This window comes from Microbacterium sp. LWH7-1.2, from assembly GCF_038397755.1.
GTDB lineage: Bacteria > Actinomycetota > Actinomycetes > Actinomycetales > Microbacteriaceae > Microbacterium.
On sequence record NZ_CP151637.1, the window covers coordinates 305,800 to 321,072 of the forward strand.

The window sequence follows — 15,273 nt, forward strand, 5'->3', positions numbered from 1 at the left end:
CGGTGCCGATCAGCTCAAAGCCTTGGCCTTCAGCGCGTCGTACTCGGCCTGCGTGATCGTTCCGGCGTCGAGGAGCCCCTTCGCCTTCGCGATCTCCTCGGCGGGGCTCGCACCGGCACCCGCGACGGACTTGATGTAGGCGTCCTGCGCGCTCTGCAGCTCCGAGGCCTCCTTCGCGCTGCGCTTGGCCATGCCGTTTCCGCGCGCGATGAGGTACACGAGCAGCGTCAGGAACGGCACGAAGATCAGGAAGATGATCCAGACCGCCTTCAACCAGCCGTTGAGCTTGTGGTCGCGGAACAGGTCGGCGATCACGGCGAACAGCGCGAACAGGTACGCCATGAAGAAGAAGATCCAGAGGAACCACCAGATGATGTCCCAGAAGGAGCCCCAGAAGCCCTGGTACTCATAGCCGGTGGTGACGGCCTCGATGATGCGCATCGTGTGCCTTTCGTGAGTGCGAGGTACCGGCGCCCAGTGCGCCGTATGCGCTCACGATAGCGCTGTCGCGGCGCCGTACGACGGCGCCGCGACAGGACGATTGCGGATTCAGGCGCCGACGGTGGCGCCGCCCGCGGGGGCCGACCCACCGCTGCCGCCGCGGCGGCGTCGGCGGCGCCGCGGAGCGGGCTTGCCGTCGTGGTGCTCCTTGCCCCCGCCGTCGTGCGTGCCGCCGCCCTCGGTGGAGCGGTCGCCGTCGGTGCTCGCAGGGCCGCCGTGCTCCTGCGAGCCGCCGGCAACCGCCTCGGCGGTCTGGAACGTGGAGCCGACCCGTTCGGTCGAGCCCGACCGGCGACGGCGACGCCGGCGGCTCGGAGCCTCGCCGTTCGTCTCGACCTCGGCGGCAGCATCCGCCGCCCGCTCAGGCTGGACGCGGACGGCCTGGGTCTTCGGAGCCGTCACGATGCGGCCCTTCGTGCCCGCGGGGATGTCGAGGTCGGAGAACAGGTGCGGGCTCGACGAGTAGGTCTCGACGGGCTCGGGCTGGCCGAACTCGAGGGCGCGGTTGATGAGGGCCCACTTGTGCAGGTCCTCCCAGTCGACGAACGTGACCGCGATGCCGGTCTTGCCGGCGCGGCCGGTGCGGCCTGCACGGTGCAGGTACGTCTTCTCGTCGTCGGGGATGGTGTGGTTGATGACGTGCGTGACGTCGTCCACGTCGATGCCGCGTGCGGCGACGTCGGTCGCGATGAGGACGTCCTTCTTGCCCGCCTTGAAGCCGGCCATCGAGCGCTCGCGCGACTCCTGGCTCATGTCGCCGTGCACGGCGCCGGCGTTGAAGCCGCGGTCGGTCAGTTCGTCGACGAGCTTCTGCGCGGCACGCTTGGTGCGCGTGAAGATGACGGACTTCCCACGGCCCTCCGCCTGCAGGATGCGGGCGATGACCTCATCCTTGTCGAGCGAGTGCGCGCGGTAGACGAGGTGCTTGATGTTCGCCTGGGTGAGACCTTCGTCCGGATCCGTCGCGCGGATGTGGATCGGATTCGTCATGAACCGCCGGGCCAGCGCCACGATCGGACCGGGCATGGTGGCCGAGAACAGCTGCGTGTGGCGGATCGCCGGCACCTTCTGGAAGATCTTCTCGATGTCGGGCAGGAAGCCGAGGTCGAGCATCTTGTCGGCCTCATCCAGCACGACCTCCGTCGCGTGCGAGAGGTCGAGCAGGCGCTGGTTGTTGAGGTCGATCAGCCGGCCCGGCGTGCCGACGACGATCTGCGCGCCCGCCTTGAGCTGGTCGATCTGGCCCTCGTACGCTTTACCGCCGTAGATCGCGACGACGCTCGTCGAGCGGCCCGAGGTCAGCATGTCCATGTCTTCGTAGACCTGCACGCACAGCTCGCGCGTGGGAACGACGATGAGCGCCTTGACGCCGGGGGCCGGGTCGGCGCCGAGACGCTGGACGACGGGGATGCCGAAGCCGAAGGTCTTGCCGGTACCGGTCTTGGCCTGGCCGATGATGTCCTGGCCCGGGAGGCCGAGGGGGATGGTCTGCTCCTGGATGGGGAACGCGTCGACGATGCCCCTGGCGGAGAGCGTCTCGACGATGTCCTGATCGACGCCGAGTTCGGCGAAGGTCGTCACGATGTGTGCCTGTCCGGCAGTGGGATGCTGCCTGGGTTCATGCCCGGGCGCGTGTCCGGCCTCTGCAAGGCCGCCGCGCGGGCGGAAAAGCGATCCACGCCCTTCTTTCCCACAGGCGCGGGCGCCCCGATCCGACGCCGGGGCCGGCATCCACGATACCGGAGGTCTCCCGCGCGAGCACGGCGGCGGCGTCCCCGTAGTCTTTCCTGCATGGTCAAGTGGTTCTGGCAGCGTCGCGACCCGGGGCGGAAGCTGCAGCTGCGCTCGCGTGACGAGCTCGGTGGCGGCAATCGCGTCGACTTCGAGGAGCTCGCTCCCGACATCGACACGTTCCTCGGTCAGGCCGCCTACCTGCAGCTGGGCTTCTTCGAGACGCTCACCGAGCTGATCCAGACGATCCCCGAGCTCGGCGAGAAGGAAGCCGTGTCACGGGCCGCCGGCGCGGCGCTCACGAAGCACGAGGCGCTCGTCGCGCTGATCCGCGAGCGCGGCGACGACCCCACCGGGATCATGCGCCCGTTCCGCGAGCCGCTGGACGCCTTCCGCGCCGCGACGCATGGCGTGCGCCCGCAGGAGACGATGCTGTCGGTGCACATCACGGCGGGCATGCTCGACGACTTCTATCTCGCTCTGTCGGCCAGCTACGGCGAGACGGGCGACCGCGTCGCGCGGATCCTGCAGGCCGACGACGATCGCCAGGCGATCGTCGAGCTGATATCCCAGGCGATCGCGAGCGACCCCGAGTGGAAGTCGCTGCTCGCCCTGTGGGGGCGCCGCCTGGTCGGCGACACCCTGCTCATCGCGCGTGCCGCGCTGCGGCCGACCGATCTGGGCTCGGCGGCAGAAGAGAAGGTGGAGCCCGTCTTCACCGAGCTCATGGCTGCGCACTCGCGGCGTATGGACGCCATGGGACTGGCGGCCTGACACGCGGGACGGATGCTGCGGCCCCGCGCCGGCCGCCGGCAGCGGGGTGCGTGCGTCCGAGCCTGATCAGCCGATGCCGAGGCGCGCCTTCTCGCGCGCGTCGCGAGCGACCCGCGCACGTGAGAGGAGGATGACCGACGGGTAGGTGACCGCCATGGGGACGATGAGGGCCGCGAGCCACGGCCACGGCGTGTCGATGCCCACGCCCAGCCACGTCAGGATCGACCACGCCGCACCCGCCGATACGGCGCCGATCATCGGCGCCAGGACGACACCGCGCGTCAGACGCTGGTGCAGCTGGAAGTGGACGCCGGTGCCGACGACCGCGCCGACGATGAACGCGATGAGGATCTGCATGGGTGCGCGCGCCCGCTCAGGCGACGAAGCCGACCCGGCGCGACTCTTCGGAGCCGAGCTCGACGTAGGCCAGTCCGGCGGTCGGGACGATGTACGAGTTGCCCTTGGCATCGGCGAACGTCACGTGCGTGGCGCCGGCGTCGAGGGCGGCGGCGATGGACTTCTTGACGTCGGCAGCGGGCTCGTTCGTCTCGAAGTTGAGCTCGCGGCCGGTGTTCGCGATGCCGATGCGGATCTCCACGTGACTGACCTCCTGCGCGGGGCGATTGTCTTGCCGGATGCTGAGGGCTCCTGCTGGGCAGAAGGGCTCAGGGCTCCCCGGACGCATGGCAACTCTACGACACCGCGCAGGGGCAGCCGCCCGTCGCAGGAACGCTCTGGGCGAACGGCCGATGTCGCCCCTTCGCGCTAGCGTCGAGGGGTGACTTCGGCAAGGCCAGACCACGAGGCGTACCGCCCCGACGCGCCGCAGCAGGCCGTGCTGGCACTGCCGTGGGACGCATCGGGTGTGGTGGTGGGCGCACCGGGTGCCGGAAAGACCGAGACCCTGGTCGCGCGTGTCGCCGCCCTGATCGAAGGCGGCGTCGCACCCGATTCCGTCCTCGTGCTGACACCGTCACGGCAGACCGCGACCGCCCTTCGCGACCGGCTCGGCCTCGCGGTGCGCGTGGCGACGACGGGGCCGCTCGCCCGGTCGGTCGCCTCGTACGCCTTCCAGATCGTGCGGGCGCACGCCGTCGCCGCGGACGCCGATCCACCGCAGCTCCTCACGGGCGGTGACGAGGACCAGATCATCCGCGACCTCCTCGAAGGCGACGACGAGGACGAGGCGGCCGGCGCCGTCCGCTGGCCGGACTGGCTCGGTCCGGCCATCCGCGGCACGTCCGGATTCCGCACCGAGGTCCGCACGTTCCTCGCCGAGTGCACGACGCTCGGCATCGACCCGCGCCGTCTGCGCGAGCTGGGCGAGCGCCACGAGCTGCCTGCCTGGGTGGCGCTGTCGTCCTTCTTCGGCGAGTACCTCCAGGTGCGCGGCGCCATGCGCGGCGCCCACCGGGATGCCGCGGGGCTGGTCCGCGAAGCCGTCGGGCTGCTGCGCACCGCTCCGGCGGGAACCCCGGCCGTCGACCGCGTGCGCGTCGTCCTGGTCGACGACGCGCAGGAACTCACCCTCGGCGGGGTAGAGCTGCTCGAGGCCGTGCGGTCCCGGGGCGCGGCGGTGCTCGCCTTCGGCGACCCCGACGTCGGGTCGGGCTCCTTCCGCGGCGCGACTCCGGAGAACTTCGCCCGGCTGGCTGCGTCCCTGGGCGCGGTGCACGTGCTCGCCGAAGGGCATCGCGGCACAGCCTGGCAGCGAGAGCTCGTCGGCCGCGTCACGCAGCGCATCGGCGCGGTCGGCGTGGTGGCCCATCGCGTCGCAGCGTCGGACGCCGAGGCCGACGACTCCGTCCGGGTGCTCACATTGCGCTCGACCGCGGAGGAGTACGACGCTGTCGCGCGCGTGCTGCGCGAGCGACACGTGCATGAGGGTGTGCCGTGGCGTGCGTGCGCCGTCATCGCGCACGACACGCGCCAGGTCGCCGCGCTCGAGGCCGAGCTGTCGGCGCGGGAGGTGCCGGCGCGTTCGAGCGGGCCGGGACGCGCGCTCGGCGCCGTGCGGCCGGTCGCCGATCTGCTGCGGCTCATCGAGCTGGCCTCGCGAGACGAGTGGACGTTCGACGAGGTCTCCGCGGCGCTCGTCGGCACCTACGGACGGCTCGACGTGATCGAGCTCCGTCGGCTGCGCTCGGCGCTGCGGCACGCGGAACTGCGACGTGTCTTCGAGAGCGATGCCGAGGGAGGAGGCCGCGCGGAGAGCGCCGAGCGCTCCGGTCGCGACCTCGTGCTCTCGGCGATGCGTCAGCCGCTCGAGTTCGACCTGCTCGACACGCGCGAGGCCCGGCGTGCCGCATCGCTGGCGCGCACGCTCGCTGTGCTGCGCGAGGACCTCGATCGCGGGGCGACCGCGCACGAGCTGCTCTGGACCGCCTGGGACCGCAGCGGACTCGAGCGCGCGTGGGGTGAGCTCGCGCGCGGCAACGGTCCGCTCGCCGAGCAGGCGAACCGGGATCTCGACGCGCTCGTGGCGCTCTTCCAGGCAGCCAAGCGTTTCGTCGAGCGGTCGCTCGACGCCGATCCGCGCGTGTTCGTGCGGTCCATCCTCGACAGCGGCGTCGCCGAAGACCGGCTCGAAGCGCCGACGCGCGACTGCGTGCGCATCATGACGCCTGCAGGTGCCCTCGGGCTCGAGTTCGACACCGTCGTCGTGGCCGGCGTGCAGGACGGTGTCTGGCCCAACACCCGGCTGCGGGGCAGCCTGCTCGACACGTGGCGTCTCACGGATGCCGCCACCCGCGCCGACGGCGAGACACTCGGTGCGTTCGACCGCCGCCGCGGGGCGATGCATGACGAGCTGCGACTGCTCGCCCGCGCGCTGTCGCGCGCGACGGCGCAGGTCATCGTCACCGCCGTGGACGACGACGACACGGGCCCGAGCGTGTTCTTCGAGCTGCTGCCCGACCCCGAGCCCTTCGAGCTCGATCACCCGGTGTCCCTCCGTGGACTCGTCGCGCGGCATCGGCGCACCCTCACCACGGCGGTCCCGCGCTCGACTCCCGTCTCAGCGCCCCTCGCCGCGCCGGCGGCGCGCGCCGCGGAGCAGCTCGCGCTGCTCGCGGATGCCGGGGTGCCCGGCGCCTCGCCCCACGAGTGGTACGGCGTCGCTGGGCCGACATCGACCGGGCCCCTGCGCGATCTCTCGCGAGAGGACGTCCGCGTCTCGCCCTCGCGCCTGCACGCCCTGGAAGAGTGCGAGCTCAACTGGGTCATCGCCGACCTGGGCGGCGACCCCGGCGGCACCACCGCCGGCCTCGGCACGATCATCCACGCGGCCCTCGAGCACGCGTCCGGCCACGACGAGGCGACCCTATGGGCGGAGGTCGCGTCGCGCTGGGGCGAGCTGACGTTCGAGGCGGAGTGGCGCGATCGGGCCGAGCAGACCCGCGCACGCGATCTGGTGCGACGCCTCCACCTGTACCTGCGGCGGTTCGACGACGCCGGTGGGACGCTGATCGGGGCGGAACCGCACTTCGAGGTCGTGATCCCGCTGGACGACGGCGCAGCGGCGGGCGGGGTGCGCGCGGCCGACGCCGAGCTCGACCTCGATGCGGGGGCGGGGGAGCACCACGTCATCCTGTCGGGGTACATCGATCGCGTCGAGCTGACTCCGGAGGGAACCGTCGTCATCATGGATCTCAAGACCGGCAAGCGCGAGCCGCAGACCGACGCCAAGGTGCTCGACAACCCGCAGCTCGCCGCATACCAGCTCGCCTTCGAATCGGGCGCGATCCCCGAGGCGAAGGGCCTCGTACCCGGAGGCGCGAAGCTCCTGGTGCTCCGGCCGACCGCCACGAAGTCCGACTACGTCACACCCTGGCAGCCGCCGTTCGACGCCGAGCGCCGCGACGCGTTCGTCGGCCGCATCCGCACCGCGGTCGCGGTCATGCGCGGGGTGAGCTTCACCGCGCCGTACGAGGAGCACTGCCGCGACGAGCATTCCTACGGGCTCTGCCGGATCCACACCGTGGGCGCGGTGAGCGCCTCGTGACCATCGCGCAGCCCGTGGAAACGCAGGCCGTGTCCCCGGCGCCGATCCTGTCGGCGCGCGTGATCGCCTGCGCACTCGGGCAGTTCCCGCCGACGGACGAGCAGGTCGCCGTCATCGAGGCGCCCTTGGCGCCCGCCCTTGTCGTCGCCGGCGCCGGCAGCGGCAAGACCGAGACGATGGCGGCCCGAGTCGTATGGCTGGTCGCGAACGGCATCGTCCGTCGCGACGAGGTGCTCGGCCTCACCTTCACGCGCAAGGCCGCCGGCGAGCTTGCGGAGCGCATCCAGAAGCGCCTCGCGCGCCTCGCCGAGTTCGAGCGCCGCGGCCTGCTGCCGTCGCTGCCCGCGCTCGCGGAGGAGGGACGGCTCGACGTGTTCGGCGAGCTCGAAAGATCCGGCGCCGACGGGGCGCGCGCGGCGGCCGAGCGCCACCGCCTGCTCGACGCGCTGGCGCACGGGGTCGACGCCCTCGCTGCGGATTCCGTCGACGACGCGCTCCTTCACCGGCCGAGCGTCGCGACCTACAACAGCTTCGCCGACCAGATCGTGCGCGAGCACGCCCTCCGGATCGGACGGGATGCGGAGGCCGCCGTCCTCTCGGAATCCGCGGCGTGGCTCCTCATGCGCCGCGTCGTGTTCGCCTCCGACGATCCCCGACTCGAACGACGGGGCGAGGCGGTGCGCACGATCGTCGACGCGGCGCTGCGGATCGCCCGCGACGGCGTCGACAACCTCGTCGACTTCGACGCGCTCGCCGCCTTCCCCGAGCGCTTCGGCGTCGTGCGCGAACTGCCGTCGACCAATCGGCGCACCACGGTATACGCCGACGTCGCCGATGCGGCCGACCGGGTCGACACGCTCGCGCTGCTGGCCGACCTCGCGCGCGAGTACGCCGCCGAGAAGGTCCGGCTCGGGGTCATCGACTTCTCCGACCAGGTCGCCGGCGCTCTTGAGGTGGTCGCCAGCCACCAGGCGGTCGCCGACGAACTGCGCGACCGCTACCGCGTCGTGCTGCTCGACGAATACCAGGACACCTCCGTCGTCCAGACCGACCTGCTGGCCGCCCTCTTCGCCGGCACCGGGGTGATGGCGGTCGGCGATCCGCACCAGGCGATCTACGGCTGGCGCGGTGCCAGCGCGGGCAACCTCGGCGGGTTCGCGGCGGCCTTCGCGCCCCGCGCGGCGTGCGCGCAGTACTCCCTCCTGACGAGCTGGCGCAACAGCGCCTCGGTGCTGACGGCTGCGAATGCCGTGCTCGCGCCGCTCGCCGCATCGGCTTCCGTCGCGGTCGGCGAGCTGCAGCCGCGTCCGGGGGCGCCCACCGGAGTGGTCGAGATCGCTTTCGACCCCGACCTCGACGCCGAGGCCGACCGTGTCGCAGAGTGGTTCGCGCGAGTGCGCGCCGAGCGCGCCGGCGCCGGTCGCACGACCACCGGGGCGATCCTCTTCCGCAGCAAGAAGCACATGGTGCGCTTCGGAGACGCTCTCGGGCGCCACGGCATCCCGCATCGCATCCTCGGGCTCGGCGGCCTGCTCTCGACGCCCGAGGTCGTGGACGTGGTGTGCGCGCTGCGGGTCATCAGCGACCCATCGGCGGGCTCCGCGCTCATCCGGCTGCTGTCGGGGCCGCGATGGGCGATCGGTCTGCCAGACCTGCGCGAGCTCGCGGCGCTGTCCCGCCGCCTCGCGCGTCATGACGCCGCCCTGCAGCCCCTCGCGCCCGAGGTCGTCGAGCGCATCCGGGGAAGCGCCGGCGACGACGACGGCTCGCTCGTCGACGCACTGGACTTCGTGTTGCGGCAGAAGCCCGACCACGGCTGGCTGGAGGGCTTCACGCCCGAGGCGCGCGGTCGGCTGCGGGACGCGGCATCCGTCTTCGCGGGACTCCGTCAGGCGAGCGGCATGCCGATCCCGGAGCTCGTGCGCCTGATCGAGCTGGAGCTGAGACTCGACATCGAGCTCGCCGCGAACGAGTCTCGGGGCCCAGCGCGCATCGCATCGGCGCAGCTGCGGGCCTTCGTCGACGAAGTGCACGCCTTCCTCGCCGCCGACGAGACGGGGTCGCTGTCGAGTCTGCTCGCGTGGCTCGAGCATGCCGAGCAGCTCGATGAGTTCGCGCCCCGCACCGAGCCGCCCGAGGACGACGTCGTGCAGCTCTTGACGATCCACGGGTCGAAGGGGCTCGAGTGGGACGCCGTCGCCGTCGTGCGCCTCGTCAAGGACGAGCTGCCGAGCGCGCCGCGCGACACGAAGGCCTGGCTCGGATTCGGCGTTCTGCCCTACGCGTTCCGCGGCGACTCCGCGTGGCTGCCCGCGCTCGGCTGGCAGTCCGCGACGACCCAGCAGGAGCTCAAGGAGGCGATCGAGACGTTCGTCGAGGCGAACCGCGCCCGGCAGCTCGAAGAGGACCGCCGCCTGGCGTACGTCGCGGTCACTCGTGCCCGCGACCACCTGCTGCTCACGGGCGCGACGTGGTCCGGCACCAAGCGCCCCCGTACGCGCAGCCCGTTCTTCGTCGAGATCGCCGAGGCGCTCGACGTGTCCCTGCCGGACGACGAGCCCGGCGACGATCCGTACCAGGGGGAGCGGCGCGTGCTGCAGTGGCCGATCGATCCGCTGGGCGCGCGTCGGGCGGCCGTCGCGGGCGCGGCGGCGACCGTCGAGGCGGCGCTCGGCGCGCCGCGGGCAGGGGTCGATCCTCAGGCGGCCCTGCTGCTGGCCGAGCGCGACGCGCGTCGTGCGCGTCCGGTGCACACCGCGCCGACCCGCATCGCCGCGTCCCGCTACAAGGAGTACGTCGCCGACCTCGAGGGCACCCTCGCGGGCATCGCTCGGCCGATGCCCGAGCGCCCCTTCCGGCAGACGCGCCTGGGCACGCTCTTCCACGCCTGGGTCGAGCAGCGCTCCGGCCGCGCGGGGCTCGGCGGCTCGCTCGACGACGCGCTCTGGGAGATCGACGAAGACGTTCCGGGCACCGAGGCATCGGTCGAAGATGCCGCGGCCCTCGCGGCGCTGCGCGAACGCTTCCTCGCGTCGGAGTGGGCGCCGCTGCAGCCGATCGAGGTCGAGACCGAGATCGACTTCACCACCATCGGGCCGGACGGCCTACCGCACATCGTGATCTGCAAGCTCGACGCCGTGTACCGGCGCGAGGACCGCGGCGGTCGCATCGAGATCGTCGACTGGAAGACCGGCGTCGCGCCGCGCACCGCTGCCGAGAAGGATGAACGGATGCTGCAGCTCGAGCTGTACCGACAGGCCTACCACTCGAAGCACGGTGTGCCGCTCGACGAGATCGATGTCGCCCTCTATTACGTGGCGGAGGACGTCATCCTGCGCGGCTGAGCCGCTCCCGTGCGGTCACGGAGGTCTTGTCGTCGCAGTTCCGTCTCAGTCGGCGAGCCAGCGGCGCAGTGCCGCCTCGGACGCGCGCTCCGCCTCGGCCGCGGCATCCTGCCCGCCCTCGTCATCGCGCTCGCTCGTGGCACCCGGCGCGACCGCGGCGGGAAGCGCGATGGGCGCGGTCGAAAGGTCGTCGTCCGGGTGCCGGCGGGGCAGCTGCACCGCCGAAGCGTCGAGGTCGACGGGTCGGAACGCGGCGAGATCCTCGGCCGAGATCTCCTGGGTGTCGAAGGACTCCGGCGCCGCGGCCACCGGTCCGGTGTCCTGCCGGGCGGCGTCATCCTCGGCGGCGACCCACTGCGCCAGCTCCTCCGGGTCGTACGCATCGGTCTGCATCGACGTGTCGATCGTCGGCGCGCCGGCGCCAGGCGTGCGCTCGAGGAGCGCGATGGCGTCATCGACGTCGAGTGCCGCGGCCGACACGATGTCGTCACCGGCCACGCCCCCCGCCAAGGATTCCAGCAGCTCGACGGCGTCACCGACGATGTCGTCGCGGTCGGTGTCGTGCCCGTGCACGAGCCACTTCGCGAACTCGAGTTCGGCATACAGCCTCGCGCGCTCGCGCGCCCGGGCGTCGGGGGCGCGTCCGCTGTCGGCGACGTAGGCGGCGTAGACGTCTTCGGCGGCATCGGGCGCGGACGCGAGCCATTGCAGGTCGGTCGCGGGGTCGCCGATCGACAGGCCGTGCCACTCGAGCAGTCCGGTCACGGTCGGGATGCCGTCGAGGTCCTCGAACAGGAAAGATGCGGCTCCGGCGCCGCCCAGCACGACGGCTGATTCGAACCGCCACAGCTCGTCGGCGTCGACCGCGCGGTGCCAGCGCTCCGCCAGGCTCACCGGCAGCCGGCGGGTCGCGACGGCGCGCTCGATCAGGCGCGTGACATCGGCACGCACCTGCTGCGGGGTGCGCGCGGGCAGCCCCTCGCCTTTGACGATCGAGTGCGGCAGCGAGTGAAGCGCGGCGAGAGCCGCGCCGAGCGAAGTGGCCGCGCCGCGCCCGGGCGGCAGGTGTGCGGCGTCGACGCGGTAGCCGGGGAGGAAGTCGACGACGACCACCCGTGTGTCGCCGAGACCGGCCTCGCCGAGCAGCTCTGGGGCCCGGAAGGGGAGGAGCCCTCGCACACCCGGGGTGAGTGCACGCAGCGCACGCACCTCCGCCGCGAGCTCCGGGGCGGACGACGGGTCGGCAGGGACCCGCACGACCACACGCCGCCCGTCGTCGAGATCGGCGACCGCCGCATCGTATCGACCGGCAGCGCCCTCGGTGAGGGCGCCGACTCCGACGACGCCGACCCGCGGGAGAGCCGACGTGACCGACGCGGCTAGAGTGAGGGGTGAGCGTGCCATGTGCCCAGGGTAGGTCGGTCGCGCTCGTCCGTCCCCGCGCCACGCCCGGCCCTGAACGACGAAGCGGAGCATGTTCGATGACGGCGCCCGACAGCACGAGCCTGAATCCGCTGGCGCATCCCGGACTCGATCGCGCGGCCGCTGAGAGGCCGATTCCCGATCTCCTCGACACGGCCAGGACGGATGCCGCGTCCCGCGTCCTGCTCGTCGTCGGGGACTCCGCGCCGCTGGCCGCATCCGATGCGCTGCTCTGGCTCGCGCCGTCGGACGTTCCCGGTGGAGCGGAATGGGCGTTCCTCGGACGTGACGACGACGGGTCTGCGCTGCTCGCCGCTGTGTTCGCGTCCCAGGACGAGGATCTGTTCGTCGCCCCGGCAGGCTGGGCGGGCCTGCGCACGGTGGGAGCCCTGCTCTCGGCCCGCGACGCCGGCGCATTCGTGGAGGCGCTGAGCCTCGGGCGCTGGCTGATCGACGCCCCGTTCTGCCCCGCGTGCGGCACGCTGACCGTCCTGGGGGATGCCGGCTGGTCGCGCCGCTGCCCGAACTGCGGGCGGCAGCATTTCCCTCGAACCGATCCGGCCGTGATCGTCGCCATCACGAGCGGCGAGGACCCCGACCTCCTGCTCCTCGGCTCGAACGCCCTGTGGGGCGCCGACCGCTTCTCCTGCTTCGCCGGGTTCGTCGAGGCCGGCGAGTCGCTCGAGGCGGCCGTGCGCCGTGAGGTCGCGGAGGAGTCCGGTGTCGATGTCGGCACGGTGACCTTCCGGGGGTCTCAGGCATGGCCTTATCCGCGCTCGCTGATGGTCGGCTTCCTCGCCGAGTCGCTCGACGACACGGCGGCGCGCCCGGACGGCGAGGAGATCGCTGCGATCCGCTGGTTCACGCGTGACGAGATCGGTCGAGCGCTGGCCGGGGACGGCGATGTCGTGCTCCCCGGACGAGCGTCCATCGCGCACCGGCTCATCGCCGACTGGCATGCGGAGAGCGCGTGAACGTCGGCGCGCTGGCAGGGCTGGACGAGCATCAGCTCGAGGCCGCGACCGCGCTGCGGGGCCCTGTGGCGGTACTGGCCGGCGCCGGTACGGGCAAGACCCGCGTCATCACGCATCGCATCGCGCACGGCGTCGACACCGGGGCGTACTCGCCCGGGCGGGTGATGGCGGTCACCTTCACGACCAAGGCCGCCGGCGAGATGCGGGGACGGCTGCGAGCGATGGGCGTGGCCGGAGTGTCCGCCCGGACCTTCCACGCGGCCGCCCTCGCACAGCTCAACTTCTTCTGGCCGACCCTCGCCGGCGACACGGCGCCGGGCATCATCGACAACAAGGTGCGCATGCTCGCCCACGCGGCCGACGGCATCGGGCTCGCACCCGACGTGGCGACCCTGCGCGACGTCGCATCCGAGATCGAGTGGCGGAAGGTCTCCATGCTGGGCGTCGACGCATATGCGGCCGCCCGCCCGAACGGCGTCGGCCGCCTGGGGGTCGACCGCGTCGTGGCGCTCCAGCATGCGTACGAGAAGCTCAAGGACGAGCGCCGGCAACTCGACTTCGAAGACGTGCTGCTCGCCTGCGCCGGCATGCTCGAGGCCGAGCCGCAGGTGGCCAAGGCCGTGCGCGAGCAGTACCGCCATTTCACCGTCGACGAGTTCCAGGACGTCTCGCCCCTTCAGAACCGGCTGCTCGAACTGTGGCTCGGGGATCGCCGCGACCTCTGCGTCGTGGGCGACGCGAGCCAGACCATCTATTCGTTCGCCGGTGCCGACGCCGCGTTCCTCCTCGACTTCCCGTCGCGGTACGAGGGCGCCCGCGTCGTGCGCCTCGAGACGAATTATCGCTCGGATGCCCCGATCCTGGCGGTCGCGAACGAACTGATGCGCGGGCGCCCCGGGGCGCTGCACCTGTCGGCCGCCGCCGCCCGGGATGCGGAGACCGGCGCGGCGCCGGTTCCGACGGTGACCGCGTTCGAGGACGACCGGGACGAGGCCCGCGCGGTCGCCGCGCGGATCGCCGCGCAGATCGCCGACGGCGCGGATCCGCGCCACATCGCGGTGCTCTACCGCGCGCACGCGCAGTCGGCCGAGCTCGTGGCAGCGCTCTCCGACGCGGGCATCGCGACGACGGTGCTCGGCGGCCGCCGGTTCTTCGACATGCCGGAGGTGCGGCAGGCGGTGATGGAGCTGCGGGCGGCGTCGGTCGCCCCCATCGAGAGCGGCTTCGTGGACACCGTGCGCGACATCCTGCGCTCGCGGGGTCTCACCGACGAGCCGCCCGAGGCCGGCGGTGCGCTCCGCGACGCCTGGGAAGCCCGTGCCGCGCTGCTGCGCCTCGCGCAGGAAGCGCCCGCCGGCACGACCCTCCGTGCCTTCGCGGACGAGCTCACCGCGCGGGCCAAAGCCCACGACGAGCCGGCGATGCGCACCGTGACGCTCGCGACGCTGCACGCGGCCAAGGGCCTGGAGTGGGAGCACGTGCACCTCGTCGGCGTCGCGGAGGGCCTGCTTCCCATCTCGTACGCCACGACGTTCGAACAGGTCGACGAGGAGCGGCGACTCGCGTACGTCGGCATCACGCGGGCCGGGCGAACGCTGTCGCTGTCATGGGCGCGAGGCGTACGGGAGAGGCAGCCGTCGCGGTTCCTGCGAGAGATCGGCAACGGCACTCTGCGTGCGGGCGGTGCGACCGCACGTGCCGGTGCAGCGAGCCGGCGCGCAGGGTCACCGAGCGGCTCCGGGCGGCCGAAGGGTGCCGCGCGCGCTCCGCGATGAGCCGACCCGCGACGATCCCCGACTCCCACAGCACCGAGGGCTCGCTCTCGACGGCGCGACCCAGCAGCTGCGCTGCGACCGCCGGCCACGACGGATCGCCGTCGCGGCGGTGAGCCGCGACGCACGCGAGGCATGCGCTCCGGCCGGGTACGACGAACGGGCCGACTTCCGCGCCCGAGCCGGTGAGCGCGACCGGCACATGATCGACGTCCGCGCTCATGAGCGCGGCGGCCGCGCCGGGCGCCACCACGCGATGAACGACGAAGACGACGGCCGCGGCATCCGTTCCGACGCTCCCGACAGCATCGAAGCGGTGGGCGGTGTCGACGTCGTAGCCCTCGGCGGAGAGACCCGCGGCCACCGCATCGCGATGCTGGTCGGGCACGTCGTCGGCGCACTGGACCACGATGCGGCGGGGGGTCGCGGCATCCGTCATCAGCGCGCGGCGGATGCGTGACAGGAACCGCGCCGCCGTCGCGGCGTCGGGAGCGCCCAGCGCCTGCGCGAACGGGATCGCCGCGCCGTCGGGGAGGCCGCGCTCGAGCTCGCGCAGCAGCCGCTGCTGCCACGGCGGGGGATCGTCGACCACGGCGACCGGCTCGGCGCCGAACTGGATCGTCGAATCGGTCCGCCACACGGGGGGATACGAGGGGTCGAGTCGCAGCATGCGCCCGATCCTGTCGCACCGGACGGGCCGGGCGACCGGTATCCACAGGCCACGACCCCGATTCGCCGCATCCGGTCGGACT

At 72.5% G+C, this 15,273-nt stretch carries 10 protein-coding genes; 5 read left to right on the forward strand and 5 right to left on the reverse strand.

The window, feature by feature from the left end:
- Positions 1–9 precede the first annotated feature (9 nt).
- Positions 10–441 carry an SHOCT domain-containing protein gene (locus MRBLWH7_RS01425; RefSeq protein WP_341998462.1) on the reverse strand — a complete coding sequence of 144 codons (432 nt, stop codon included), beginning with the start codon at positions 439–441 and terminating at the stop codon, positions 10–12.
- Between the two features lie 108 nt (positions 442–549).
- Positions 550–2,082, reverse strand: coding sequence for a DEAD/DEAH box helicase (locus MRBLWH7_RS01430; RefSeq protein WP_341998464.1), 1,533 nt, complete (start codon positions 2,080–2,082; stop codon positions 550–552).
- Positions 2,083–2,292: 210 nt separating this feature from the next.
- Here MRBLWH7_RS01430 and MRBLWH7_RS01435 point away from each other — a divergent pair, with 210 nt between their 5' ends.
- The gene (locus MRBLWH7_RS01435; RefSeq protein ID WP_341998466.1) at positions 2,293–3,006 is read left to right on the forward strand and encodes a ferritin-like fold-containing protein; all 714 of its coding nucleotides are present in this window, start codon (positions 2,293–2,295) and stop codon (positions 3,004–3,006) included.
- A 66-nt stretch (positions 3,007–3,072) separates the two neighbouring features.
- Here MRBLWH7_RS01435 and MRBLWH7_RS01440 read toward each other — a convergent pair whose 3' ends face one another.
- Entirely contained in the window at positions 3,073–3,363 is a 291-nt protein-coding gene (locus MRBLWH7_RS01440) for a hypothetical protein (protein WP_341998468.1), read from the reverse strand.
- A 16-nt stretch (positions 3,364–3,379) separates the two neighbouring features.
- Entirely contained in the window at positions 3,380–3,604 is a 225-nt protein-coding gene (locus MRBLWH7_RS01445) for a DUF3107 domain-containing protein (protein ID WP_018171265.1), read from the reverse strand.
- Positions 3,605–3,784: 180 nt separating this feature from the next.
- Between MRBLWH7_RS01445 and MRBLWH7_RS01450 the strand changes: the two genes are divergently transcribed.
- Positions 3,785–7,009 (forward strand): ATP-dependent DNA helicase, encoded by a 3,225-nt coding sequence (locus MRBLWH7_RS01450; protein WP_341998473.1) that lies wholly within the window; start codon positions 3,785–3,787, stop codon positions 7,007–7,009.
- Positions 7,010–7,011: 2 nt separating this feature from the next.
- Complete coding sequence (locus tag MRBLWH7_RS01455; RefSeq protein WP_342001856.1) at positions 7,012–10,353, forward strand: ATP-dependent DNA helicase; 3,342 nt, start codon at positions 7,012–7,014, stop codon at positions 10,351–10,353.
- Between the two features lie 45 nt (positions 10,354–10,398).
- Here MRBLWH7_RS01455 and MRBLWH7_RS01460 read toward each other — a convergent pair whose 3' ends face one another.
- Complete coding sequence (locus MRBLWH7_RS01460) at positions 10,399–11,757, reverse strand: phosphotransferase (RefSeq protein WP_341998475.1); 1,359 nt, start codon at positions 11,755–11,757, stop codon at positions 10,399–10,401.
- A 77-nt stretch (positions 11,758–11,834) separates the two neighbouring features.
- Here MRBLWH7_RS01460 and nudC point away from each other — a divergent pair, with 77 nt between their 5' ends.
- Both nudC and MRBLWH7_RS01470 read left to right on the forward strand, forming a co-directional pair.
- Entirely contained in the window at positions 11,835–12,749 is a 915-nt protein-coding gene (gene nudC / locus MRBLWH7_RS01465) for an NAD(+) diphosphatase (protein WP_341998478.1), read from the forward strand.
- Complete coding sequence (locus MRBLWH7_RS01470) at positions 12,746–14,524, forward strand: ATP-dependent helicase (protein ID WP_341998481.1); 1,779 nt, start codon at positions 12,746–12,748, stop codon at positions 14,522–14,524. The genes nudC and MRBLWH7_RS01470 overlap by 4 nt, the downstream gene beginning before the upstream one ends.
- The last annotated feature ends 749 nt before the right edge of the window (positions 14,525–15,273 follow it).